At 61.6% G+C, this 23604-nt stretch carries 23 protein-coding genes; 14 read left to right on the top strand and 9 right to left on the bottom strand.

Annotation, left to right across the window (positions count from 1 at the left end):
• Window positions 1-39 precede the first annotated feature (39 nt).
• Together JET17_RS04115 and JET17_RS04110 are read left to right on the top strand one after the other, a co-directional pair.
• Entirely contained in the window at window positions 40-480 is a 441-nt protein-coding gene (locus JET17_RS04115; RefSeq protein ID WP_042111161.1) for a PAS domain S-box protein, read from the top strand.
• Between the two features lie 46 nt (window positions 481-526).
• The gene (locus tag JET17_RS04110; protein WP_012312739.1) at window positions 527-1144 is read left to right on the top strand and encodes a hypothetical protein; all 618 of its coding nucleotides are present in this window, start codon (window positions 527-529) and stop codon (window positions 1142-1144) included.
• Here the strand turns inward: JET17_RS04110 and JET17_RS04105 are convergent.
• Entirely contained in the window at window positions 1129-2061 is a 933-nt protein-coding gene (locus tag JET17_RS04105; RefSeq protein ID WP_012312738.1) for a MerR family transcriptional regulator, read from the bottom strand. The genes JET17_RS04110 and JET17_RS04105 overlap by 16 nt on opposite strands.
• A 218-nt stretch (window positions 2062-2279) precedes the next feature.
• Here JET17_RS04105 and JET17_RS04100 point away from each other — a divergent pair, with 218 nt between their 5' ends.
• The 4 genes from JET17_RS04100 to JET17_RS04085 all read left to right on the top strand — a co-directional run bounded on the left by JET17_RS04100 (window position 2280) and on the right by JET17_RS04085 (window position 4250).
• Window positions 2280-2840 (top strand): antibiotic biosynthesis monooxygenase, encoded by a 561-nt coding sequence (locus JET17_RS04100; protein ID WP_012312737.1) that lies wholly within the window; start codon window positions 2280-2282, stop codon window positions 2838-2840.
• 77 nt (window positions 2841-2917) lie between these two features.
• The gene (gene folM / locus JET17_RS04095; protein WP_012312736.1) at window positions 2918-3610 is read left to right on the top strand and encodes a dihydromonapterin reductase; all 693 of its coding nucleotides are present in this window, start codon (window positions 2918-2920) and stop codon (window positions 3608-3610) included.
• 9 nt (window positions 3611-3619) lie between these two features.
• A complete protein-coding gene (locus JET17_RS04090) occupies window positions 3620-3916 on the top strand; it encodes a DUF1244 domain-containing protein (RefSeq protein WP_012312735.1) in 297 nt (98 codons plus the stop codon).
• Window positions 3909-4250, top strand: a complete 342-nt coding sequence (locus tag JET17_RS04085; RefSeq protein WP_012312734.1) for a HopJ type III effector protein — start codon at window positions 3909-3911, stop codon at window positions 4248-4250. The genes JET17_RS04090 and JET17_RS04085 overlap by 8 nt, the downstream gene beginning before the upstream one ends.
• A gap of 24 nt (window positions 4251-4274) precedes the next feature.
• On the opposite strand, the gene JET17_RS04080 is transcribed toward JET17_RS04085, so the two are convergent.
• Together JET17_RS04080 and fabV are read right to left on the bottom strand one after the other, a co-directional pair.
• A complete protein-coding gene (locus tag JET17_RS04080) occupies window positions 4275-5183 on the bottom strand; it encodes an alpha/beta fold hydrolase (protein WP_012312733.1) in 909 nt (302 codons plus the stop codon).
• A gap of 89 nt (window positions 5184-5272) precedes the next feature.
• A complete protein-coding gene (fabV, locus tag JET17_RS04075; protein ID WP_012312732.1) occupies window positions 5273-6472 on the bottom strand; it encodes an enoyl-ACP reductase FabV in 1200 nt (399 codons plus the stop codon).
• A 322-nt stretch (window positions 6473-6794) separates the two neighbouring features.
• Between fabV and JET17_RS04070 the strand changes: the two genes are divergently transcribed.
• Window positions 6795-7973 carry an acetyl-CoA C-acetyltransferase gene (locus JET17_RS04070; protein ID WP_012312731.1) on the top strand — a complete coding sequence of 393 codons (1179 nt, stop codon included), beginning with the start codon at window positions 6795-6797 and terminating at the stop codon, window positions 7971-7973.
• 74 nt (window positions 7974-8047) lie between these two features.
• On the opposite strand, the gene metE is transcribed toward JET17_RS04070, so the two are convergent.
• Window positions 8048-10348 carry a 5-methyltetrahydropteroyltriglutamate--homocysteine S-methyltransferase gene (gene metE / locus JET17_RS04065; protein ID WP_012312730.1) on the bottom strand — a complete coding sequence of 767 codons (2301 nt, stop codon included), beginning with the start codon at window positions 10346-10348 and terminating at the stop codon, window positions 8048-8050.
• Between the two features lie 215 nt (window positions 10349-10563).
• Between metE and JET17_RS04060 the strand changes: the two genes are divergently transcribed.
• Window positions 10564-12075: a methylenetetrahydrofolate reductase C-terminal domain-containing protein gene (locus JET17_RS04060; RefSeq protein ID WP_012312729.1), complete on the top strand. Its 1512-nt coding sequence runs from the start codon at window positions 10564-10566 to the stop codon at window positions 12073-12075.
• Here JET17_RS04060 and yjiA read toward each other — a convergent pair.
• The 3 genes from yjiA to JET17_RS04045 form a co-directional block, all read right to left on the bottom strand.
• Window positions 12011-12988 carry a GTPase gene (gene yjiA, locus JET17_RS04055; protein ID WP_012312728.1) on the bottom strand — a complete coding sequence of 326 codons (978 nt, stop codon included), beginning with the start codon at window positions 12986-12988 and terminating at the stop codon, window positions 12011-12013. The genes JET17_RS04060 and yjiA overlap by 65 nt on opposite strands.
• Before the next feature lie 72 nt (window positions 12989-13060).
• Window positions 13061-13258, bottom strand: a complete 198-nt coding sequence (locus tag JET17_RS04050; protein ID WP_008094130.1) for a YbdD/YjiX family protein — start codon at window positions 13256-13258, stop codon at window positions 13061-13063.
• 13 nt (window positions 13259-13271) lie between these two features.
• Window positions 13272-15338 carry a carbon starvation CstA family protein gene (locus tag JET17_RS04045; protein ID WP_012312727.1) on the bottom strand — a complete coding sequence of 689 codons (2067 nt, stop codon included), beginning with the start codon at window positions 15336-15338 and terminating at the stop codon, window positions 13272-13274.
• A 316-nt stretch (window positions 15339-15654) separates the two neighbouring features.
• Here JET17_RS04045 and JET17_RS04040 point away from each other — a divergent pair, with 316 nt between their 5' ends.
• The 3 genes from JET17_RS04040 to JET17_RS04030 all read left to right on the top strand — a co-directional run bounded on the left by JET17_RS04040 (window position 15655) and on the right by JET17_RS04030 (window position 18549).
• Window positions 15655-16290, top strand: a complete 636-nt coding sequence (locus tag JET17_RS04040; RefSeq protein ID WP_012312726.1) for a lytic polysaccharide monooxygenase auxiliary activity family 9 protein — start codon at window positions 15655-15657, stop codon at window positions 16288-16290.
• A gap of 112 nt (window positions 16291-16402) precedes the next feature.
• Window positions 16403-16768 (top strand): PilZ domain-containing protein, encoded by a 366-nt coding sequence (locus JET17_RS04035; protein ID WP_012312725.1) that lies wholly within the window; start codon window positions 16403-16405, stop codon window positions 16766-16768.
• 263 nt (window positions 16769-17031) lie between these two features.
• A complete protein-coding gene (locus JET17_RS04030; RefSeq protein WP_012312724.1) occupies window positions 17032-18549 on the top strand; it encodes a nucleobase:cation symporter-2 family protein in 1518 nt (505 codons plus the stop codon).
• 96 nt (window positions 18550-18645) lie between these two features.
• Here JET17_RS04030 and radA read toward each other — a convergent pair whose 3' ends face one another.
• A complete protein-coding gene (gene radA, locus JET17_RS04025; RefSeq protein ID WP_042111159.1) occupies window positions 18646-20013 on the bottom strand; it encodes a DNA repair protein RadA in 1368 nt (455 codons plus the stop codon).
• 177 nt (window positions 20014-20190) lie between these two features.
• On the opposite strand from radA, the gene mscL reads away from it, so the two are divergent.
• On the top strand, window positions 20191-20610 hold the full coding sequence (gene mscL / locus JET17_RS04020; protein ID WP_012312722.1) for a large-conductance mechanosensitive channel protein MscL: 420 nt from the start codon (window positions 20191-20193) through the stop codon (window positions 20608-20610).
• Between the two features lie 76 nt (window positions 20611-20686).
• Here mscL and JET17_RS04015 read toward each other — a convergent pair whose 3' ends face one another.
• Complete coding sequence (locus JET17_RS04015; RefSeq protein WP_012312721.1) at window positions 20687-21463, bottom strand: ferredoxin--NADP reductase; 777 nt, start codon at window positions 21461-21463, stop codon at window positions 20687-20689.
• Window positions 21464-21674: 211 nt separating this feature from the next.
• Here JET17_RS04015 and JET17_RS04010 point away from each other — a divergent pair, with 211 nt between their 5' ends.
• Together JET17_RS04010 and JET17_RS04005 are read left to right on the top strand one after the other, a co-directional pair.
• On the top strand, window positions 21675-22385 hold the full coding sequence (locus tag JET17_RS04010) for an autoinducer binding domain-containing protein (protein ID WP_012312720.1): 711 nt from the start codon (window positions 21675-21677) through the stop codon (window positions 22383-22385).
• Window positions 22386-22477: 92 nt separating this feature from the next.
• Entirely contained in the window at window positions 22478-23602 is a 1125-nt protein-coding gene (locus JET17_RS04005; protein ID WP_012312719.1) for a methyltransferase, read from the top strand.
• Window positions 23603-23604: the final 2 nt, after the last annotated feature.

Below are 23604 nucleotides of genomic sequence, written 5' to 3'. Positions count from 1 at the left end.
GCCGCCTAACCTATGCCCCCTTTGCCTACTGGCCCGGACATGATCAACGCACAACTGCTGCAATCGATGGTCGATGCGTCCAACGACGGCATCGTGGTCGCCGAACAGGAAGGCGATGACACCATTCTGATCTACGTCAATCCGGCGTTCGAGCGCCTGACCGGCTACAGCCGCGACGAGATCCTTTACCAGGATTGCCGTTTCCTGCAGGGCGATGACCGGGACCAACTTGCCCGTGCACGCATCCGCAAGGCGCTGGCCGAAGGCCGTCCATGCCGCGAAGTCCTGCGCAACTACCGCAAGGACGGCAGCGCCTTCTGGAACGAGTTGTCGATCACGCCGGTGAAATGCGATGCCGATCATCGCACGTATTTCATCGGCATCCAGAAGGATGTCAGCCGCCAGGTCGAGCTGGAACGTGAACTGGCTGAGATGCACGTTCGTCGGAATTTCGACAAGCGCCCGGAACCAAGCGCTTAAGGCAGAGTCAATCCCGTTGAAGAAGCCGTCAACTCCGAGTTCGATCATGCACGCCAATGCGCTTTTGACCCAGGACGAGCTGGATTTCATCCAGGACATGCAGCATTCCCCGCAATTGAACCAGACCGACCCGATGTCGAGCCTGCTGGTCAATGGCGACCGACGTATTCAGTCGTTGCTGGCTCGGCTGGTGGCCAACGAGCAAGTCACCCTGCAGGCACAGTTCAACAACCAGCAGATCAACTTCCCCCTGCACCTGGTGGAGGACGAGTTCCACGCCGTGCACCTGCAGATCGGCTCGCCGGAAATCTACGAAGACGGCCCGATGTTGCGCCCTTGGCGCCTGTCGATGGACCAGCCCACTGCGCTGCTGGATGCGCAGGGCAAGGTCAGCGGGCTCTTCGTGCGCGAGATTTCTTTCAAAGGGGCGCTTCTGGAAATTCGCGGCCTGCCCGAAGCGCCTTCGCGCTTCGACCTGCGCTTCGCGCCAGGGGGTATCCCGGCCATCGTACTGCACGGCAGGCTACGCCGGCGTATTGGCCCGGATCTCGCTGCCTACGACCTCAGCCGCAGCTCGGCGCAAGAAACCGAGCGCTTGCGTGAATACATTCTGCAAGCTCATCTTCAGGCCCACCCGGAGTTGCACGCTCAGCTGTCGAGCTGACCGGCCAGGTATTGCCGCAAGCGCCGTCGCATCAGGCTTACCTCTGCACCCAGGCACGCCACCGGGCTGCCGGCCAGGCTTTCCTGGGCCATTTCGGCAGCCTCCCCCGCCAGTAGCAATGGGCACTCAAGCCCGGCAGCCAGGCGCCTCAAGCGCTTGCTGAGCTCAGCTGTCGGCGCGTGGTTGGAGAACAGTACCAAAGCATCGGGCCTAAGCTTTCCAGAGACGACCGCCAACTCATCCAGCGGCTGCCCAGGCATCAACAGCGTTACACCGACATCATCGCTGCACAACAACAGGCCGGTGACCAGCAGTTCCAGTTCCAGGCACTGCCCCGGCAACGGTGCCAGAAGCACGCAGCGGCTGCGCTGCCGACGCGTGAGCTGCAGGCGCGAGAACACCCGGGCACGCAAAAACTGATCGAGGAACAGCCACTCGCTGGCCTGGCCGAACGCACCTTGCCCAGCCGCCAGGTCGTGCCAGACGGGCATGAACACATCAGCGAAAACCTGGTCCTGATTGATGCAGGCAAACACCTGGTCGAACAACCGGTCAAGGCTCTCGGCATCGAAGCGTTGCACTGCCTCGCGCAATTGCGCCTGCCAGCGGATGGCAGAATCGGCTGCAAACGCGTCATGCACGTTCGCCTGGTCACGCGCCAGGATACTGCCGACCTTGCTGACCGCCACACCGCGCTCCAGCCATCCAAGAATGCGCCGGATATCTTCGATGTCAGCCAGCGAATAAAGGCGGTGGCCACTGTCGGTGCGTGTTGGCTGGATCAGCCCATAGCGCCGCTCCCAGGCACGCAGAGTCACGGCATTGACCCCGGTGAGCCGGGAAACTTCACGTATCGGGAACAGGTCCTGATGCTGCAGGCCTGCTTCGACTTCCGCTGTAAGTCCCTGATTGTCCATCTGCACTGAATGACCTGTGCGCAATAAATTGGAGGTGCAGTCTACTACGAGAGGAAACGTCGCAGGTTAACCACCCTCAGTAGCAGACAGTTGCCAATAACGAGCGATCAGCCATAATCCGCGCCCGATTCTTGCATAGACGCTTGCGTCGCCCACCACCCCGGGCCACGCAGCCAAGGGGCCGGCTACCCGCCAGCCCCGTCGCCAGGAGATACACGATGTCTACCCCACCCGTCACCCTGATGGTGTCGCGTCGCGCCGCCCATGGCCGCTACCAGGACCTGCTGGCCTGGCTGCACGAAGGCGAGCAGTTGGCCACCGACTTCCCCGGCTACCTCGGTTCAGGCATCCTCGCACCGCCGCGCGACAGCGATGAATTCCAGATCATTTTCCGCTTCAGCGACGAGCCCACCCTGCATGCCTGGGAGCATTCCGCGTCGCGCCGCGCCTGGCTGCAACGTGGCAACGGCCTGTTCGAGCGCCCCAAAGAGAGGCGCGTCAGTGGCATCGATGACTGGTTTGGCACCAATACAGTGCAAAAACCACCACGCTGGAAACAGGCGGTCGCGATCTGGCTGGCATTTTTTCCCGTCTCGCTGCTGTTCAATGTGCTCTTCGGCCACTGGCTGACCGAATTTGAACTGGTGCCGCGCGTGATGCTCAGCACCCTGGCACTGACGCCGCTGATGGTGTACCTGTTCATCCCGCTCTCCACCCGCCTGCTGGCCGGTTGGCTTCATGCCTCTCCCCCCTCAGGCGCCGCACTGCGCAGCCGCTGAGGCCAGGCCATACAAGAGGGAAACAGTTCGGGTATGCTGGGCGGCAACGACAGGAAAGACAAGTTGACCGCCCGCACATGAACAGCCCAATTCTCGTTACCGGAGCCAGCCAGCGCGTCGGGCTGGCCTTGGCCCTTGAGCTGGCAGAGGCCGGCCATACCGTGGTCAGTGCCAGCCGCAGCGTCCAGCCCCAGCCTGCGCACCCTAACATCGTGCAGTTCCAGGCCGACCTTTGCCTGGCGGCCGACCGCCAGGCGCTGATCGACCACCTGCAGCAGCACTACGATGGGCTGCGCGCAATCATCCACAACGCTTCTCTTTGGCTCGACGATGGCCTGGACAACCTGCAGACCATGTTCCGCCTCCACGTCGAGGCGCCCTACCACCTGAACCTGGCGCTGGGTGATTTGCTGAACAAGGTCGACAAGGCCGATATCATCCACATCTGCGACGAAACCTCCTCGCGGGGCAGCAAGAGCCATATCGGCTATGCCGCCACCAAGGCAGCGCTGCAGAACATGGTGCTGTCGTTTGCCGAAAAATATGCGCCCAAGGTACACGTCAACGGTATCCTGCCTGGGCTGCTGATCCTCAAGGAAGGGGGCGACGAAGCCTATCGCCAGCAGACCCTGAAAAAGGCCCTGCTGGAATTCGAACCCGGCGCCGGCCCGCTGATCGAGACGGTCAAATACCTGCTCGAAAGCCAATACAGCACCGGCAGCCAGGTGGTCATCAACGGTGGCCGCCACCTGAAGAATCGCATGACCTGAGAGAAGCCCATGACTGCGCAAGAACAACTCGAACTCGAGGCCGCCGCCTTCCGGCGCCTGGTCGCACACCTGCAGAACCGCACCGATGTGCAGAACATCGACCTGATGAACCTGTCAGGTTTCTGCCGCAACTGCCTGTCCAAGTGGTACAAGGCCGCGGCCGACGAACGCCAGGTCGACATCAGCCTGGATGACGCCCGTGAAGCGGTGTATGGCATGCCCTACGCCGAATGGAAAACCCAGTACCAGAAAGAAGCCAGCGCCGACCAGCAAGCGGCGTTTGAAAAAGGAAAACCTCGTGACTGATCTGAACACCCTGCGCGCCAGCCTGGCCAGCGGCAAACACGCCTTTGCCGACACCCTGGCGTTCATCGCTGCCAACTACAGCTACCAGCCACAGGCTTTCACCAACGGTGGCGTGGAAAACGCCGCCGGGCAGAACGAAGGCTCGTGCAAGACGCTGGGCCTGGCCCTGCTGGAAGGCCTGAGCGACCAGGAGGCGCTGCTGGCCTTCGGCGAGCACTACCGTGACGTGGCGGCCACGCCTGAGGGCACTGACCATGGCAACATCCGTGCGCTGATCGCGCATGGCCTGGCAGGTGTGAAGTTCACCGCGCAGCCGCTTTCGCGCAACGCCTGATACTGCCGGGCCGGGCAGGCCCCATCAGCTGATGATCTGCCCCGGCCCGTCGGCCGGCAACCCGCCGCGCTGCAACCACGCCAGCGCAATCGGCCACAGGCTCTCGCGGAACCGGTCATGGAAAAACGCGAAGTGGCCAATGTCCTCGGCCGCGATATCCGCAGGTGCGATCCGCAGATGCCGACGCTCGGCGCCTTCCAGATAACCTAGCAATCGCTCTGTAGCGGCCACCGTGCCAAACGGGTCATCGGCCAGGCTGATCGCCAACGTCGCCGCACGCACCTGGGCAAACGGCAAACGCTCCAACGTGCGCCCGCTGGGCCTTTGCTCATAGCGCGCTGTACGGGTGGTCCAGTCCTGCACCACACCTGCAGGTGTGTCTTCCATCCAGCCCAGGCGTTTGCCGGGGAAGTAACCGAACACACGGGTCAGCAACGGCATCGCCACGTGCCACTTGCCGAACAGCCGCCATCGCTGATCAGCCGCATAGTCGCGCCAGTAGGCGAACTGCGCACCCACCATCACCACCCGCCTGATCCGCCCGGCAGACGGCGCCAGCCCTACAGCGCAACCGCCGAAGCTGTGCCCCACGACATCCACCGGCTGGCAGGGAAATGCCTGGGCGGCGTGCGCCAGCATGGCTTCGAAATCCAGCCTGCCCCAGTCGCTCCAGGAGGCCTGGAAACCGCGCAAGGAAGGCGGCCGGGATTCGCCGATACCGCGGTAGTCATAGGTCAACACGTCGCAGCCTTGGGCGAACAGGTAATCGGCAAAGCGGGCGTAGTAACGGCAGCGCACGGACGTGGCGGCATTGATGATCACCAGCGGGCGCTGGGGATTGGCCTGGGCGTGGCGCCAGTAGAAACCACCAAGGCTGTAGCCGTCGGCTGTGGTCTGGCGAAAAGGCGTGGCCGGTTGGGTGAGGCTGCTCATGGCGCGCTTCCTGTTGTTGTGCGCCAACGCTAGCAAAAAATTAGAGGGCTGTACCGACCCTTTCGCGGGGCCGGTACAAGCCAAGGGGCTTACAGCTCGACGCAGTCGAACTTCACCTCGGTCGCCACATCTTCGTCGTAGTTGACGTCAGCGCGCTCGAAGCCGAACAGGTTGAGGAACTGCTTCTTGTAACCGGCGTAGTCGGTCAGTTCGAACAGGTTCTCGGTGGTCACTTGCGGCCAAAGGGCCTTGCAGGCGCCCTGCACATCGTCGCGCAGTTCCCAGTCGTCCAGGCGCAGGCGGCCCTTTTCGTCCAGCTCCGCCGGGGAGCCGTCAGCACGGTACATGCGATCACGGAACATGCGGTCCAGCTGGTCCTGGGTACCTTCGTGAACGCCCTTCTCCTGCATGATCTTGAAGACCATCGACAGGTACAGCGGCATCACCGGAATGGCCGAACTGGCCTGGGTGACCACCGACTTGAGCACGGCCACGTTGGCGCTGCCACCGACCTTGCCGGCCAGGCGCTGGGCGGTTTCGTCCAGGTCCTGCTTGGCCTTGCCCAGGGCGCCGTGCCAGTAGATCGGCCAGGTGATGTCACTACCGATATAGCTGAAGGCCACGGTGCGAGCCTGTGGTGCGAGCACGCCCGCGGCGTTCAAGGCGTCGATCCACAGTTCCCAGTCCTGGCCGCCCATGACGGTGACGGTGTCAGCGATTTCCTGCTCGGTGGCCGGCTCGATGCTGGCCTCGATGATGGTGTCCTTATTGGTATCGATGGCGGTCGACTTGTACGGCTGGCCGATCGGCTTGAGCGCGGAGCGGATCACTTCACCGGTCTGCGGCAGCTTGCGCACCGGCGAGGCCAGGGAGTAGATGACCAGGTCGACCTGACCGCCCATTTCGTTCTTGATCAGCTCGATGACCTTGGCACGGGCTTCATCGGAGAAAGCGTCACCGTTGATCGACTTGCTGTACAGGCCCTCGGCCTTGGCGAACTTGTCGAAGGCAGCAGCGTTGTACCAGCCGGCAGTGCCAGCCTTGGTCTCGGTGCCTGGTTTTTCGAAGAACACGCCCAGGGTATCGGCCTTGAAGCCGAAGGCGGCGGTAATGCGTGCCGCCAGGCCGTAGCCGCTGGATGCACCAATGACCAGGACCTTCTTCGGGCCATCCTCGCGCACGCCCAGCTTGCGGGTGGCTTCGATCTGGTCACGGACGTTCAGCTCGCAGCCCTTCGGGTGAGTCGTGGTGCAGATGAAACCGCGAACCTTAGGATGAATGATGGCCAATGTCTGTACCTCGTCAGGTTTATGCCGGGGAAGCGCCGCCTCGGGCGATTCCGATTGATCAGAGGGTGAGACTACCCCCACAGGTTATCCGACACATATTACGGGGTGATCAAAGGGATGCAAAACGATGCGCCCCCGATGAACACTCTGGCGCTGGCAAGATTCGGTGGTTAAGACCAAAGACCGGACACCAGCCCCGGAGCCATTGATTGGTTTTTCACATCAATGGCAAAGAAAAACAAACTTAACAAATGAGCCAAACCCGCCGAAGCTGGTGGCACTGCGCCCGCTGGGCGCCCACCTGCACACGGAGAACAACAACATGAACGACGTGGTCATCGTCGCCGCAACCCGAACCGCCATCGGCAGCTTCCAGGGTGCCCTGGCCAACGTGCCCGCGGTAGACCTGGGCGCTGCCGTGATCAAGCGCCTGCTGGAGCAGACCGGGCTGGACCCGGCACAGGTCGACGAGGTGATCCTCGGCCAGGTACTCACCGCCGGCGCCGGGCAGAACCCTGCTCGCCAGGCCGCGATCAAGGCCGGCCTGCCCTACAGTGTACCGGCGCTGACCCTGAACAAAGTCTGCGGCTCGGGCCTCAAGGCCCTGCACCTGGCTGCACAAGCCATCCGTTGCGGTGATGCCGAGGTGGTAATCGCCGGAGGCCAGGAAAACATGAGCCTGGCCCCCTACGTGATGCCTTCGGCGCGAACCGGGCAGCGCATGGGCCATGGCCAGTTGGTCGACAGCATGATCACCGACGGCCTGTGGGATGCCTTCAACGACTACCACATGGGCATTACCGCCGAAAACCTGGTGGAGAAGTACAGCATCAGCCGTGAACAGCAGGATGCGTTTGCTGCCCAATCGCAGCGCAAGGCGGTGGCCGCCATCGATGCCGGCCGCTTCGTGGACGAAATCACACCCATTGTGATGCCGCAGAAAAAAGGCGACCCAAAGGTCTTTGACCGTGACGAGCAGCCCCGTCCTGACACCACTGCTGATTCCTTGGCCAAGCTACGCCCGGCCTTCAAGAAAGACGGCAGCGTCACCGCTGGCAACGCCTCCAGCCTAAACGACGGCGCCGCTGCGATGCTGCTGATGAGTGCAGGCAAGGCCAAGGACCTTGGCCTGCCGGTACTGGCCAAAATTGCCGGCTACGCCAGTGCGGGGGTGGACCCGGCAATCATGGGGATTGGCCCGGTGTCGGCCACCCAGCGTTGCCTGGACAAGGCCGGCTGGCAATTGGCCGAGCTTGACCTGATAGAGGCCAACGAGGCCTTTGCCGCACAGGCGCTGGCGGTGGGCAAGGCGCTGGAGTGGGATGCCGAGCGGGTCAACGTCAACGGCGGGGCAATTGCCCTTGGGCACCCGATTGGTGCCTCGGGGTGCCGGGTGCTGGTGACCTTGCTGCACGAGATGATCAAGCGCGACGCCAAGAAGGGGTTGGCCACGCTGTGCATCGGCGGGGGCCAGGGTGTCGCTTTGGCGATCGAGCGTTGATCACGGTTTAACGCAGACAGCATTGCCCCCATCGCCGGCAAGCCGCCGATGGGGGTGGTACAAGCAGCAAATCCTCAGGCTGTGGCGCGCAACTCCCGAGCCGCTGCCACCATGTTCACCAACGCCGCCTCGGTCTCGGGCCAGGCACGGGTTTTCAATCCGCAATCCGGGTTGACCCACAGACGCTCAGCCGGAATACGCAGGGCTGCCTTGCGCAGCAACTTGACCATCTCCTCGCGGCTCGGTACGCGTGGCGAGTGAATGTCATACACACCTGGGCCGATCTCGTTCGGGTAGTCGAACTTCTCGAACGCCTCCAGCAATTCCATGTCCGAACGCGATGTCTCGATGGTGATGACGTCTGCGTCCATCGCAGCGATCGACTCGATCACATCGTTGAATTCGCTGTAGCACATGTGGGTGTGGATCTGTGTTTCGTCACGAACGCCCGAAGCGCAAAGGCGGAAGGCCTCGGTGGCCCACTCGAGGTAAGCAGGCCAGGCACTGCGGCGCAGCGGCAGGCCTTCGCGGAAGGCTGCTTCGTCGATCTGCACGATCTTGATATCAGCTGCTTCCAGGTCGAGCACTTCATCGCGGATTGCCAGCGCCAGTTGACGGGCCTGGGTTTCGCGGCTGACATCCTCACGTGGGAACGACCACATCAGCATGGTCACCGGGCCGGTCAGCATGCCCTTCATGACTTTGCGGGTCAGCCCTTGTGCATAGCGGATCCAGGCCACGGTCATCGCCTCAGGCCGGCTCAGGTCACCGTAGATCACCGCAGGCTTCACGCACCGCGAACCATAGCTCTGTACCCAGCCAAAACGGGTGAACACGTAGCCGTCGAGTTGCTCGGCAAAGTATTCCACCATGTCGTTGCGCTCGGCCTCGCCGTGCACCAGTACGTCCAGGCCCAGGTTTTCCTGGATCTGTACGGCATGGCGGATTTCACTGTGCATGGCTTCGACGTAATCAGCTTCGGTCAACTTGCCCTGTTTAAACGCCTGGCGTGCCAGGCGTATGGCAGGGGTCTGCGGGAAAGAGCCGATAGTGGTGGTCGGATAGGCTGGCAGGTTCAGCCCGGCTCGCTGCTTGGCAATACGCTGGCCGAACGCCGACTGGCGCTGGCTGTCGCCAGGCTTTATAGCGTGGACCCGCGCCTGTACAGCAGGCTTGTGGATACGTGGCGAGCTGGCGCGGCCAGCCTGGATGGCGCGGCTACGCGCCAGTGCGGCGGCAACTTCGGCAGCGTCCGGTTGGTTGACGGCCTTGGCCAGCACGGCGACTTCCTGGCATTTCTGCACGGCGAAGGCCAGCCAGCTTTTCAGCTCGGTGTCGAGCTGGTCTTCACGGCCCAGGTCCACGGGGCTGTGCAACAGCGAACAGGATGGTGCAACCCACAGGCGGTCACCCAGACGCTCGGCAGCGTGACGCAGTACATCAACGGCTTTCTCCAGATCGCAGGCCCAGACGTTGCGGCCGTTGACCAGGCCCAGTGAGAGTATCTTGTAGGCCGGCAGGCGGTCGAGGATGGTCGGGTACTGCTCCGGCGCTCGCACCAGGTCGATATGCAGGCCGTCGACGGGCAGGTTGGCGGCAAGGCCGAGGTTTTCTTCCAGGCCGCCGAAATAGGTGGCCACCAGTTTTTTCAAAGGGGCGCGCTGGAGGATGTTGTAGACGCGCTCATAGGCGTTTTTCCATTCCTGCGGCAGATCGAGTACCAGGATCGGCTCGTCTATCTGCACCCACTCCACACCCTGACCAGCCAGGCGGTTAAGGATTTCGTCGTATACCGGCAGCAAGCGGTCGAGCAGCTCCAGCTTGTCGAAGTCGCCACCTTTGGCCTTGCCCAGCCACAAGTAGGTCAGCGGGCCGATCACCACCGGTTTGGCGGCATGGCCCAAGGCCTTGGCTTCGTCAACTTCCTCGAACAACTGCTCCCAGCTCAGGGCGAATTGCTGATCGACGGTAAACTCAGGTACCAAGTAGTGGTAGTTGGTGTCGAACCACTTGGTCATTTCCTGGGCGTGGGCACCGCCGCAGCAATTGGCACTGCGCCCGGTCGCCACGCCACGGGCCATGGCGAACAGGGTTTGCAGGGTGGGCTTGGCACCGTCATGGCCTCGGAAACGCTCGGGGATGACGCCGAAGGTCAGCGAGTGCGTCAGTACCTGGTCATACCAGGCGAAATCGCCGACGGGCAACAGCTCGATGCCAGCATCCTTCTGGGCTTGCCAGTGAGCCGCGCGCAAGTCGCGGCCTACCTTGCGCAGGCCGGCTTCGTCCAACTCACCTTTCCAGAAGGCTTCCTGGGCTTTTTTCAGTTCGCGGTCGCGACCGATACGCGGAAAACCCAGGTTATGTGCCAGTGCCATCTCTTGTCCCTCAGAATGCAAAAATGAATGAGGGGGATTTTCCGGCCAGGCACATAATGAGACAAACTCATTTAATTTGAGATGAAATCAAGATCCTTTCATGATGAATGTGCCGGGCACGTCTTGTTCAGAGCAGGCTCGTACGCTCGCAGACAAGCCTGCGCCCAAGACGCGTCGCACAATGCCTCACTGAACAATCCAGGTGCCCCATTGCCATGAGCCTGCTGAAATCGGCGCTGCGCGAAAAAACCTTCGTCTGCGTCATGGAGTTCGTGCCCAAGCCGTCGGCCGAACGCTTCGCTGCGATGGAGGCGATCATGGCCCGTGGGCACTTGTGCGGCTGGCCAATGACCGTAGCCATCGGCGACCGTGTCGGCAGCCCGCTGGACCTCTCGCCATTGGACGCCCTGCCCAGCTTCAGTAAACCCGTCCCTGCCCTGCCCCACTTTTCCGGCAAAGACCGTGAGCAACATGATCTGCTCGCGCAACTGAAAAGAATGGACGCCGCCGGTCTCGACCAATTGCTGCTACTGACCGGCGATCGCCTGCCAGGCCACCAGCCAGGCGAGCGCCCGGTGCGCTATCTGGAATCGGTCGCTGCACTGCAAATTGCTCGCAAGGCCTGCCCCCACTGGCTGCTGGGCGCTGCACTCAACCCATTCAAATACCGCGAGGAAGAAGGCGGTGCGCAGTATTTCAAGGCAGAGAAAAAGCTCGCTGCGGGCGCCGATTTCCTCACCCTGCAATTGGGCTTCGATGCCAGCAAGCATCAGGAGGCCATGCAGTGGATGGGGCGTCAGGCCGAGCCCAAGCCGCTACTGGCCTGCCTGATGAGCCTGAGCCATGGCCGTGCAGCGATGCTCGAGCATGTCGCCGGCGTTACCGTCTCACCGTCGATGCGCAACATGCTTGAGGCCGAAGCGGCCGTATCCAAAGCCTATGCCCAGGCACGCGGCCTTGATCGCCTGGCCCTGCAGATCATTGGCGTAAAGTTGATGGGGTATGCCGGGGTGCACCTTTCAGGTGTTCACGAGCTCAAGCAACTGCTCGCCCTGGAGGCGCGCATCGAGGACTGGCAAGCACGTGTCCATTCACAGGAACAGTGGGCAACGGCCTGGGCCGGGAGCTGGCAGATGCCAGGCCTGCCAGCGGTGACCTTTCACCCACCACAAGCAGACTGGCGACAAGGCCAGTCGAGGGTCAGCGCAACAGCCAGAGAGAAACTGCGTTATCACCTGCTGCATGGGTTTCACGCCCTGTTGTTCAGCCATAACAACTGGCTGAGCAAGGCCTTTGGCTGGGCCGTGCGCCGGCCGCTGTGGGCCAGCGACAGCGGCGCCCGCTGGCTGCACAGCCTGGAACGCAGCGTGAAGCGCCCGCTGCTGGGCTGCGACACCTGTGGCAGGTGCCGTCTGGAAGACACCTTGTACATTTGCCCCGAAACCTGCCCCAAGGGCCTGGCCAACGGCCCCTGTGGCGGTACTGCGCTGAACCGCTGTGAGTTCGGCGACCGCGAGTGCATCCACAGCGTCAAATACCGCACCGCCAAAGCCGTGCAACAGACCGCAGTGCTCACCGAGCGGCTGATCCCCTGCATCGAGATACAAACGCGTCACCGCAGTTCATGGCCGCAGTGGTTCGACGCCCAGGCACCTGGCCGGCTCAGCTCGCAGCCAACGCTTCGAAACCCGCCCGAATCTTCGCCTCAGGCAGTTCATCGGCAATGAACACCATCACGCTTTCGCGCGTTTCGCCTTCGGCCCACTCGGCGTCCCAATCGAAACCATAGAGTTTGAGCACGCCCTGGAACACAAGGCGACGGTCTTCTCCGGCAATGTTGAGCACACCTTTATAGCGCAGCAATTGCTTGCCGTGAGTCTCGAGCAAGTCGTTCATGAAGTCGCTGAGGCGGTCGATGTCCAGAGGGACCTCGGTACGCAGCACCAGGGTCGAGATACGATCAGGGGTGGCGGGTTTGTACACTGGGCGCAGGGTTGGCTTGAGGTTGGCGCCCAGGTCAGGGTTGAGGTTGAACCCGCGCACGTCGAGCAGTTCGGCCAGGTCGATACGCCCGTGCTCGACCACGCGCAGCGCCGCACGGCCATTGATGCGCGCCAGGCGCTCGCGCAGGGCGTCCACCGCCGTCGGCTCGACCAGGTCGGTCTTGCTCAGCAACAGGCGGTCGGCAAAGCCCACCTGGGCCTGGGCGATGGTCTGGGCAAGATGCAGTTCGGCATGGGCCGCATCGACCAGGGTAATGATGCCATCGAGGATATAGCGGTCACGCAGTTCCTCTTCAACGAAGAAGGTCTGCGCCACCGGCGCGGGGTCGGCCAGGCCAGTGCATTCGATCACCAGGCGATCGAAAGCGATCTCCCCGGCGTCCAGGCGCTCGAGCAGCAGGAACAAGGCGCGGGTCAGGTCGCCATGAATGCTGCAGCATACACAGCCGTTGGCCAGGGTCATGACCTGCACCGGCTCGTCACCCAACAGCTGGCTGTCGATGCCTGCCTCGCTGAACTCGTTCTCGATCACGGCGATTTTAAGGCCGTGCTCGGCTTTTAGCATGTGCTTGAGCAAAGTGGTCTTGCCAGCACCGAGAAAACCGGTGAGCACGGTTACGGGAATTGGCGTCTGCACGCAGAAATCTCCTGAAGCTGAAAATGACTGTGGGAGCCCACAGGCTCCCACAGGTTCACGCAGTGTGCCGAATCAGCAGCACTTAGGGCCGGACTTGCCACCGTAGCGGGCTTCCTGGCGTTCCCGGAAGAACGCCTCGTAGCTCATCACCGGCTTGTCCGGGTGCTTGGTCTGCATGTGCTCGACATAGTTGTCGTAGTCGGGCATGCCGACCATCAGGCGGGCTGCCTGCCCCAGGTATTTACCCAGTCGACCCAGGTCGTTGAACATCGCAGCATTCCTCTCAAGCGTCAGGCAGTGCCTGGAACGGGGTTTCCTTGTCGGTACGTTCCTTGCGGCCGAGGGCGGCGTAGCCGACCTTGACGGCAAAGAACAACACGCTAAACACCACAATCAGGAACAACACGGTGAGCCCGGCGTTGGTGTAGGCGTTGTAGATCACATGCTGCATCTGCCCGATGTCCTTGGCCGGGGCAAGCACCTGGCCGGCGTCCAGCGCAGTGCTGTACTTCTCGGCCAGGGCCAGGAAGCCAACCGCAGGGTTCGGGTCGAACAGTTTGATCAGGCCTGCAGTGGTTGTGCAAATCAGCAGCCACACTGCTGGCAGCAAGGTGACCCACATGTAGCGCTGGCGCTTCATCTTGATCAATACCACCGTGCCGAGCATCAGGGCGATACCGGCCAACATCTGGTTGGAGATGCCGAACAGCGGCCACAGGGTGTTGATGCCACCCAGCGGATCGATCACGCCCTGATACAGCAGGTAACCCCAAAGCGCCACGCAGCCGGCAGTGCCGATCAGGTTGGCCGTCCACGACTCGGTACGTTTGAGCGCCGGCACGAAGCTGCCAAGTAGGTCTTGCAGCATGAAGCGGCCGGCACGGGTACCGGCGTCCACCGCAGTCAGGATGAACAGTGCTTCGAACAGGATCGCGAAGTGGTACCAGAAGGCCATGGTGTTTTCACCCGGCAGCACCTGGTGCAGGATCTGCGCAATACCCACCGCCAGCGTCGGTGCACCACCGGCACGGGCCAGGATGGTGTGCTCGCCGATGTCCCGGGCTACGGCCTCAAGCTGCTCGGGGGTGATCAGGAAGCCCCAGCTGCTGACCGTCTGGGCCACCGACACCACGTCGGCACCGACCACCGCGGGCGGGCTGTTCATGGCGAAATAAACGCCTGGCTCGATGACCGAGGCGGCTACCATGGCCATGATGGCGACGAACGATTCCATCAGCATGCCGCCGTAGCCGATGTAGCGGGCGTTGGTTTCGTTGTCCAGCAGCTTCGGCGTGGTCCCAGAGGAAATCAGCGCGTGGAAGCCGGACACCGCACCACAGGCGATGGTGATGAACAGGAACGGGAACAGTGTGCCCTTCCACACCGGGCCTGTACCGTCGGTGAACTGGGTCAGCGCAGGCATTTTCAGCTCTGGCGCGATGATCAGGATACCGATGGCAAGGCCGACGATGGTGCCGATCTTGAGGAAGGTCGACAGGTAGTCACGCGGCGCCAGTACCAGCCACACCGGCAGCACCGCAGCGACGAAGCCGTAACCCACCAGCATCCAGGTGATCTGCACACCGGTGAAGGTGAACGCCGGGCCCCAGACCGGATCTGCGGCAATCTGGCCCCCCAGCCAGATCGACGCCAGCAGCAGTACCACGCCGACGATCGAAATCTCGCCGATACGGCCCGGGCGGATGTAGCGCATGTAGATGCCCATGAACATCGCGATCGGGATGGTCGCCATCACCGTGAACATGCCCCATGGGCTTTCAGCCAGGGCCTTGACCACGATCAGCGCCAGCACCGCCAGGATGATGATCATGATCAGGAAGCAGCCGAACAGGGCGATGGTGCCAGGGATGCGCCCCATCTCCTCGCGCACCATGTCGCCCAGCGAGCGGCCGTTGCGGCGGGTGGACAGGAACAGGACCATGAAGTCCTGGACCGCACCGGCCAGCACCACGCCGGCGATCAGCCAGAGCGTGCCAGGCAGGTAGCCCATTTGCGCCGCAAGCACGGGACCGACCAGGGGGCCGGCGCCAGCGATGGCGGCAAAGTGGTGACCGAAAAGAATGTGTTTGTTGGTCGGGACGTAGTCCAGGCCGTCGTTGTTGAGCACCGCAGGGGTGGCTCGGCGTGGGTCGAGTTGCATCACCTTGGTGGCGATGAACAGGCTGTAGTAACGGTAGGCGACCAGGTAGATGGCCACCGACGCGACCACGATCCACAAGGCATTGATCGCCTCGCCTCGACGCAGGGCGACCACACCCAGCGCACAAGCCCCTATGACCGCCAGCGCCAGCCACGGGATGTGGCGTAGCAGGCTGTTATTGTTGTTCATGGCATGCTTCCAGCTAAGTGGTTGGAATAGACAGCCCCTTGAGTCTAGGGCTTGCTTGAAGGGTTTACCATCCCGATTTCGCATGCAGCCACTGGCGAGCACAGGCTCTAGAACGCTGCTACCCGCACAACCTCATGCCTCTGAGGCACCACGCGCTACTGGCAGGCCTGTCATTTTTGCCAGTTGTGCATGAATGGGGCATCCGCTTTCAATGATCAGGCCATCCGATTGCCCTTGGACGACACGCGATTGGCAAATCTGCAAACGCTGAAATTGTGCGTCGATCATCTGAAAAGCCAGCAAAAAGGAAACGCTCATGACCACGGAAAAGGCCGGCACCACTCAACCCTCAGCCCCCATCGCCCCCACCCATGGTTCGATTGCGAGCCCAAAGTCCCGCGCCACCTTCGCTGAAGAAAGAGGCCTTATTGAAGGGAATCTTCACAACGGGATCGAAAGCGGCAAGTTCTTTCCGGAGACGACCGGTGGCCTGACCGACCCCTTCGCCAAGGACGACGTAAGAAATATCGCACCGCCGGCCGATGGCAAGATTGCCAGCGGCGGGCAGCCCCGCGCGGCCTACCTGGATAAAACGGATGTCGATTGGGACAAGCATGATGTTGCCAGCGACGCATCCCTTGATTTTGTCTGGAGGTTCAGTGCGCGCCACAAATATCGCCGTTTCAACTACTTCATCACCAAAGCCGACTGGAAGGCCGGGGAGCCGCTGACCCGTGCCCAGTTCGAACCGCAGCCGTTCGCCACATTCCTCAATGAACGCCAGCCTTACTGGGGCTTCACCGACGAGGAAATGTGGCCGGCGGAACCCACCACGCATACCCTGAAGCTACCTGAGCGCCAGGGCTATCACGTACTGTTGGGCGTATGGGAAATTGCCGAGACCGACAAGGCCTTCTATCAGGTAGTCGATCTCAATTTCGTTGCCAAGTAACGGTGTCGCCAGGTGACTCGGCCGACTCGGCGATAAGTCACCCGTGTCACCCGTCATCCGGCAGGAGTGCCCGTGGCTAGTCTATAGTCAGTGCTACTGACGAGGGCCCGCCATGACCACTCCTTCCGACGATCGCCGGCGCTTCCAGCGCATTGATTTCGACGCCCCTACCGAACTGCGCCAGGGCGATCGCCGCTGGCCGGTCAAACTGCTTGATCTGTCACTCAAGGGCCTGTTAATCGAGCGCCCTGAACCGTGGAACGCCGACCTCACCCAGGATTTCGATGCGATCATCCAACTGGACCCCCATACACGTGTGCAGATGCAGGTGGAACTGCGCCATGAAGAGGCGAAGCGGCTGGGGTTCATTTGCCTCTACATCGACATCGACTCGATGAGCCATTTGCACCGTCTTGTGGAGTTGAACGTGGCCGACAGCACCGAAATGATGCGCGAGCTGCGGCAACTGATCGAATAATGGGATCTCTTAGCTAGCTAATAGCTTTCCCAACTTGTGTTTCTTGTCTACCCAGACAGCTTTAAGGCTGGGTAGCGTAGCGTTGTACACACCCCTCTAGCACCGTATTCGATGAGTTGGTACGCGATCTGCATTGCGTTCTTGCACACCCTGCAAGCCTGCTTGTTCGCGCTCCAATCAAAATATTGTATACAATTTATGTAGCAATCATTTGTAGGAAGTGTCTACAGTAGCGGCACAACAATAAACAGTGAGCCTGCTCAATGACTACGTCCCCTAGCACGTCTCCCGCCAAGCGCCCCGAGGACGAAAACCTCGGCCTTGGAGCCAACTTGGCCTATGGCCTTCAGCATGTGCTGACCATGTACGGAGGGATCGTCGCAGTACCCCTGATCCTGGGGCAGGCTGCGGGCCTTAACGGCGCCGAGATCGGCATGCTGATCGCGGCCTCGCTGTTTGCCGGTGGCCTGGCTACGCTACTGCAAACGCTCGGCCTGCCCTTCTTCGGATGCCAGCTGCCGTTGGTGCAGGGCGTGTCGTTCGCAGGCGTGGCAACCATGGGGGCAATTCTCAGCAGCCAGGACGGTGGTGGCTTGCCAGGCGTGCTGGGCGCAGTCATGGCAGCATCGCTGATCGGCTTTCTGATCACCCCGGTGTTCTCGCGCATCACCAAGTTCTTCCCGCCACTGGTCACCGGTATCGTCATCACGACCATCGGCCTGACCTTGATGCCGGTGGCAGCACGCTGGGTGATGGGCGGCAACAGTGCTTCGCCGGAATTCGGCAGCATGGCCAACATCGGCCTGGCAGCGCTGACGTTCGCCATCGTGCTGCTGCTGAGCAAACTGGGCAGCGCGACCATTTCGCGCCTTTCGATCCTGCTGGCCATGGTTTTCGGTACCCTGATTGCCTGGGCGCTGGGCATGACCGACTTCAGCAAAGTCGCCGAAGGCCCGATGTTCGCCTTCCCCACCCCTTTCCACTTCGGCATGCCGACCTTCCACATCGCGGCGATCCTGTCGATGTGCATCGTGATCATGGTGACCCTGGTGGAAACTTCGGCCGACATCCTGGCCGTAGGTGAGATCATCGACACCAAGGTCGATTCCAAGCGCCTGGGCAATGGCCTGCGCGCCGACATGGCCTCGAGCATCCTGGCGCCGGTCTTCGGCTCCTTCACCCAGAGCGCCTTTGCACAGAACGTAGGCCTGGTGGCCGTGACCGGGGTCAAGAGCCGCTACGTGGTGGCCACCGGTGGTGTGATCCTGGTGGTGCTGGGCCTGCTGCCGGTGATGGGCCGTGTGATTGCAGCAGTGCCGACCCCGGTACTGGGCGGCGCAGGCATCGTGCTGTTCGGCACTGTGGCTGCCAGCGGTATCCGCACCCTGTCCAAGGTCAACTACAAGAACAACGTCAACCTGATCATCGTCGCCGCCTCGCTGGGCTTTGGCATGATTCCGATTGCCGCGCCGAACTTCTACCACCACTTCCCGAACTGGTTCGAGACCATCTTCCACTCCGGCATCAGCTCGGCAGCGATCATGGCCATCGTGTTGAACCTGATCTTCAACCATTTCACGGCAGGCAATTCGGACCAGCAGTCAGTGTTCGCCGCGGGCTACGAGCGCACCATCCAGTACTCGGACATCTCTGCACTGCGCGATGGCGATTACTTCAAGGAAGGCAAGCTGTTCGACGCCGAGGGCAATGAGGTGCCGGTCCTGGAGCTGGACGAGCATGGCAATACGGCGCCCAGGCGAACGCCGGTAGCCGAGCACTGACCGCTGACTGAGCGGTGACCCAGGGGGAGCCGATGCGCATCGTCGGCTCCCTTTTTTTGTTGGCCTATCCTGGCCCATTGCCCCGCCGCCAGCGGCTTATTCGAACAAGGCGTCCAGAGCTTGCTCCAGCCGGGTTACTGCGATCACCTGCAGCCCCGCCGGTGATTCCTTCGGTGCGTTGCCCTTGGGCACGATGGCCCGCTTGAAGCCATGTTTCGCCGCTTCTTTCAGGCGCTCCTGCCCACTGGGAACCGGCCGTACCTCGCCCGACAAACCAATCTCGCCAAATACCAGCAGCCCATGGGCCAACGGCCGGTTGCGCAGGCTGGACATCACCGCAGCCAACAAGGCCAGATCCGACGCGGTTTCAAGGACCTTCACCCCACCGACGACATTGAGAAACACGTCCTGGTCATGGGTGGGAATACCACCATGGCGGTGCAGCACCGCCAGCAACATGGCCAAACGGTTCTGGTCCAGGCCCAGGGTGACACGTCGCGGGTTGGCCAGGTGGCTGTCATCGACCAGCGCTTGTACCTCTACCAGCATCGGCCGGGTACCTTCCCACGTGGCCATGACCACGCTGCCCGGTACTTCTTCCTGAGCCCGGTTGAGGAAGATCGCCGAAGGGTTGGAAACCTCTTTGAGCCCACGGTCGGTCATACCGAAGACACCCAATTCATTGACCGCACCAAAGCGGTTCTTCACCGCGCGCAACAAGCGCAAGCGGCCATCGGACTCACCCTCGAAATACAACACGGTGTCGACCATGTGTTCCAGCACCCGCGGGCCCGCCAGCGAGCCTTCCTTGGTGACATGGCCGACAAGGAAGATCGCCGTGCCGCTCTGCTTGGCGTAGCGCACCAGCAATGCCGCACTTTCGCGCACCTGAGCAACACCGCCAGGCGCTGATTGCAATTGCTCGGTGAAGATCGTCTGGATCGAATCGATGACCATGACCCGGGGCTTTTCCTGACGCGCCGTAGCGATGATCGTTTCAATACAGGTCTCGGTCATCACTTTGAGCTGGTCCTGGGGCAGCCCCAGGCGGCGTGAACGCATGGCCACCTGCTGCTGCGACTCCTCGCCGGTGACATACAGCGCCGGCATGCCCACAGCAATGTTGCACAAGGTCTGCAGCAGAATGGTCGATTTGCCGATGCCCGGATCACCACCGATCAACACCACCGAGCCGTCGACCAGGCCGCCGCCCAGCACGCGATCGAGTTCGGTGCTGCTGGTGGTGAACCGCGGAATTTCCTCGACGCTGACTTCGGCCAGGGTCTTGATCTGCGCCTGTTGCCCGGTCCAGCCGGCGCGACCGCTGGGTGCCGCTGCGCCGCCGCTCTCGATCATGGTTTCGACCAGGGTGTTCCAGGCACCGCATTCGCCACACTGGCCGGCCCATTTGGGAAAGGTCGCGCCACACTCAGTGCAGCCATACAAGCGCTTGGCCTTGGCCATGGGCAGGGTCTCCTGGAAAAAATCGCCATGATAGCCGACGCAGGCGTGTCTCGAGCGCGTCGGCATGCGACAAAACTATTCGTTCTAAGCGCAGTCACTACCCCTGAACATGACGCATGAAGCGTTGTAGTGGCTTACACTGCGTAAACATCACCATTTGTTACAAGGGAATCGAACATGGGAATGATCAGTGAGTTCAAGGCCTTCGCGGTCAAGGGCAATGTCGTCGACATGGCGGTCGGTATCATTATCGGCGCTGCATTCGGCAAGATAGTCTCCTCATTCGTCGGCGATATCATCATGCCGCCACTGGGAATATTGATCGGAGGCGTGGACTTCAGTGACCTGGCCATTACCTTGAAGGCGGCTGAAGGCGATATACCGGCCGTGGTGCTGGCCTACGGCAAGTTCATCCAGACCGTGATCGACTTCGTGATCGTGGCATTCGCCATCTTCATGGGTGTCAAGGCGATCAACCGCCTGAAACGCGAAGAGGCCGTGGCGCCAAGCGCACCGCCGACCCCTACCCCTCAGGAAACGCTGCTGACCGAGATTCGTGACTTGCTCAAGTCGCAGAACCAGAATCGCCTGCCTTGAAAAATGGCAAGCTGCAAGCTGCAAGAGTAGGGCCGCTCAAGGGCAACGCTCGCAGCTTGTAGCTCGCAGCTAGCAGCTACCAGTAGTTCTCCACCGCCACCTGTCCCGGCCGCTTGCTCAGGCTCAGTTGCAGGTCACGCGCCTTGAGCACCTTGCGGGTCTCATCGATCATCTGCGGATTACCGCAAAGCATGATCCGTGAGTGCTCGGGTGACAGTTCCAGCCCCGCCGCCTTTTCCAGCTCGCCATTCTCGATCAGTGTAGTGATGCGTGCATTCAGCGCACCCGGATACTGCTCACGGGTAACCACCGGGATGAATTGCAGCTTGCCTGCAAATTCCGCCAGGTAATCACGCTGTTCAAGCCCGGCAATGTCATCCACATAGGCCAGTTCCTTGGCCTCGCGTACCGAGTACACCAGCTTGATGCTGTCAAAACGCTCCCAGGCCTCGAAGTCCTGCAGGATCGACATGAACGGCGCAATGCCGGTACCGGTCGCCAACAGCCACAGGTCACGGCCACCGACGAAGCGATCAAGGGTCAGGTAGCCAAATGCCTGGCGGTCGATCAGCAGTGAATCGCCCTCGCCAAGACGGCTGAGCTCGCTGGTGAACTCGCCGCCCGGGACCACGATAGAGAAGAAGTCGAGATACTCGTCATGCGGCGCGCTCACCATCGAATAGGCACGCCAGACCACACTGCCATCGGCTTTGGTCACGCCAAGCCGAGCGAATTGCCCGGCCCGGAAGCGAAACCCCGGATCGCGAGTCACCCGCAGGCTGAACAGGCCAGGCGTCAGTGGCTGGACGTCCAGCAGGGTCTGGCGGGTGAACTTTTCGGCACTAGCGGTCATGACGGGCTCCGTGGATAGCGTACGCACAGTGTCGCGCAAAGCGGCCAGGATAAAAACCGTTCGATTGTAGGGGCACAGGCAACCACCGAGCCGTTTTCATGGGCAGATGAGACCTCTATAACAAAAAAACCGAACATTCCGCTCGGTCTTTTCCTACAATTGCACCGGTATGCAAACGGATTGAGTCTTCAGGACGCAAGGGAGAGGGTCAATGCCTCACTGGAATCACGAGCATTTACATCGTTTGGTCAACGAAAGCACTCCCCAGAAGGTGTTCGACCTCGCGGTACACCTGGCACAAGACCTTGGCATGGAGTTCATGGGGCTCAAGCTTCGCATTCAGCTTGCGGCCCAGGCACCCAAGCTCTACCTGTACAGTAACTATCCGCTTGCCTGGATCGAGCGTTATCAACGCGACGAGTTCTACAAGCAGGACCCGGCAGCAGCACTCAGTCACACGTCGACCGAGCCTGTACTGTGGACCGATGAGTTGTATAGCGAAGCCCCGGATTTTCGTGAGCAGGCCTGCAAACATGGCCTGCGCCACGGCTGGACTCAGTCGCTGCATGACCTCAGGCACAACGAGACTCAGGTCAGTGTGGCAAGGCCCTTTGGCAAGATCGACATCCATGAGCTGTACGACAAGGCCGGCCAAGTGCAATGGCTGTGCCATACGCTGCATGACACCATTTGTGAGCATCACCTGGCCAAGTTGAGTTCGCCGCTGAAGATGAGCGACCGCGAACTCGAGGTGCTGAAATGGTCGGCCGCCGGCAAGACCGCCGCCGACGTTGCCTGCATTCTGTCCCTGTCGCAAAGCACGGTGAACTTCCATATCCGCAGCGTAATCACCAAGACCAACGCCTCCAACAAGGCCGGCGCCGTTGCCATTGCCATGATGCGTGGCCTGATCGATCAATAGCACGGCCTGCGACCAGCAGCAAAGCGCTGTAGAATCGCTACCAAAGCCCGTGACGATCCGTGACGGGCAGATCCGTGCCCGAGCCAGATGCCATGCCCCTGTTGACCACCCCCTACGCCGAACTCGACCTGATCCGCCAGCCGGACCAGGCCAACGACCCGTTGCAGGCCTTTGATGCCGCCGATGAATACCTGCTCGAGCAGTTGCATGCTCAGCAGCTGGCAGCCGAGAGCAGAGTGCTGGTACTAAATGACAGCTTCGGCGCATTGGCCGCCAGCCTGGTCGACCACGTGTCAGTGGTCAGCAGTGGCGACTCGCACCTGGCCCACATGGCCCTGGAAAAAAACCTCGCACGCAACGGCAAGGCTTTCGACAGCGTGCCCTTCGTGCCCGCCAGCGAGCACTGGCAGGGGCACTTCGATCGCGTGCTGGTGCGCGTGCCCAAAACCCTTGCACTGCTCGAAGAGCAACTGATCCGGTTGCAAGGTCATCTGGCGCCCGGCGCCCAGGTCATCGCTGCGGCCATGATCAAACACTTGCCACGGGCTGCGGGTGAGCTGTTGGAGAAGTACATCGGCCCGGTACAGGCTTCGCTGGCGCAAAAAAAAGCGCGCTTGCTGACGGCCAACTTCGCCCAGCGCCCTGGCGCCAGCTCCCCGTACCCCACCCGCTATCGTCTCGACTCACCGGCGCTCGAACTGCTCAACCATGCCAACGTATTCTGCCGCGACGGTCTGGATATCGGCACACGGGCCTTCCTCCCACACCTGCCACGCGACCTGGGCAATGCACGTGTCGCTGACCTGGGTTGCGGCAACGGCGTACTGGCCATCGCCAACGCGCTGACCAACCCCCAGGCGCACTACACACTGGTGGATGAATCGTACATGGCGGTGCAGTCAGCGCAGGAAAACTGGCAGGCAGCGCTGGGCGATCGCGCGGTGACGGTGCTGGCAGGCGATGGCCTGGCGGGGGTGGAAAAGCAGTCGCTGGATGTAGTGCTGTGCAACCCGCCGTTCCACCAACAGCAAGTGGTGGGCGACTTCCTTGCCTGGCGCATGTTCCAGCAGGCGCGTGAGGCATTGGTGGTCGGCGGTGCGTTGTATATCGTCGGTAATCGCCACTTGGGCTATCACAGCAAGCTGGCGCGCCTGTTCAGGGGAGTTGAACAGGTGGCCGCGACACCGAAGTTCGTGATACTCAAAGCCCGCAAGTGAAG

The organism is Pseudomonas putida (assembly GCF_016406145.1).
Lineage (GTDB): Bacteria > Pseudomonadota > Gammaproteobacteria > Pseudomonadales > Pseudomonadaceae > Aquipseudomonas > Aquipseudomonas putida_E.
The sequence above is the reverse complement of the archived record's forward strand: the minus strand, read 5'-3'. Positions and strand labels throughout refer to the sequence as shown.

Bases quoted from the DNA above. Each gene is read 5' to 3' on its own strand.
- JET17_RS04115 (WP_042111161.1), top strand. From the start codon at position 40: ATGATCAACGCACAACTGCTGCAATCGATGGTCGATGCGTCCAACGAC.
- JET17_RS04110 (WP_012312739.1), top strand. From the start codon at position 527: ATGCACGCCAATGCGCTTTTGACCCAGGACGAGCTGGATTTCATCCAG.
- JET17_RS04105 (WP_012312738.1), bottom strand. From the start codon at position 2,061: ATGGACAATCAGGGACTTACAGCGGAAGTCGAAGCAGGCCTGCAGCAT.
- JET17_RS04100 (WP_012312737.1), top strand. From the start codon at position 2,280: ATGTCTACCCCACCCGTCACCCTGATGGTGTCGCGTCGCGCCGCCCAT.
- folM (WP_012312736.1), top strand. From the start codon at position 2,918: ATGAACAGCCCAATTCTCGTTACCGGAGCCAGCCAGCGCGTCGGGCTG.
- JET17_RS04090 (WP_012312735.1), top strand. From the start codon at position 3,620: ATGACTGCGCAAGAACAACTCGAACTCGAGGCCGCCGCCTTCCGGCGC.
- JET17_RS04080 (WP_012312733.1), bottom strand. From the start codon at position 5,183: ATGAGCAGCCTCACCCAACCGGCCACGCCTTTTCGCCAGACCACAGCC.
- JET17_RS04070 (WP_012312731.1), top strand. From the start codon at position 6,795: ATGAACGACGTGGTCATCGTCGCCGCAACCCGAACCGCCATCGGCAGC.
- metE (WP_012312730.1), bottom strand. From the start codon at position 10,348: ATGGCACTGGCACATAACCTGGGTTTTCCGCGTATCGGTCGCGACCGC.
- JET17_RS04060 (WP_012312729.1), top strand. From the start codon at position 10,564: ATGAGCCTGCTGAAATCGGCGCTGCGCGAAAAAACCTTCGTCTGCGTC.
- JET17_RS04050 (WP_008094130.1), bottom strand. From the start codon at position 13,258: ATGTTCAACGACCTGGGTCGACTGGGTAAATACCTGGGGCAGGCAGCC.
- JET17_RS04045 (WP_012312727.1), bottom strand. From the start codon at position 15,338: ATGAACAACAATAACAGCCTGCTACGCCACATCCCGTGGCTGGCGCTG.
- JET17_RS04040 (WP_012312726.1), top strand. From the start codon at position 15,655: ATGACCACGGAAAAGGCCGGCACCACTCAACCCTCAGCCCCCATCGCC.
- JET17_RS04035 (WP_012312725.1), top strand. From the start codon at position 16,403: ATGACCACTCCTTCCGACGATCGCCGGCGCTTCCAGCGCATTGATTTC.
- JET17_RS04030 (WP_012312724.1), top strand. From the start codon at position 17,032: ATGACTACGTCCCCTAGCACGTCTCCCGCCAAGCGCCCCGAGGACGAA.
- radA (WP_042111159.1), bottom strand. From the start codon at position 20,013: ATGGCCAAGGCCAAGCGCTTGTATGGCTGCACTGAGTGTGGCGCGACC.
- mscL (WP_012312722.1), top strand. From the start codon at position 20,191: ATGGGAATGATCAGTGAGTTCAAGGCCTTCGCGGTCAAGGGCAATGTC.
- JET17_RS04015 (WP_012312721.1), bottom strand. From the start codon at position 21,463: ATGACCGCTAGTGCCGAAAAGTTCACCCGCCAGACCCTGCTGGACGTC.
- JET17_RS04010 (WP_012312720.1), top strand. From the start codon at position 21,675: ATGCCTCACTGGAATCACGAGCATTTACATCGTTTGGTCAACGAAAGC.
- JET17_RS04005 (WP_012312719.1), top strand. From the start codon at position 22,478: ATGCCCCTGTTGACCACCCCCTACGCCGAACTCGACCTGATCCGCCAG.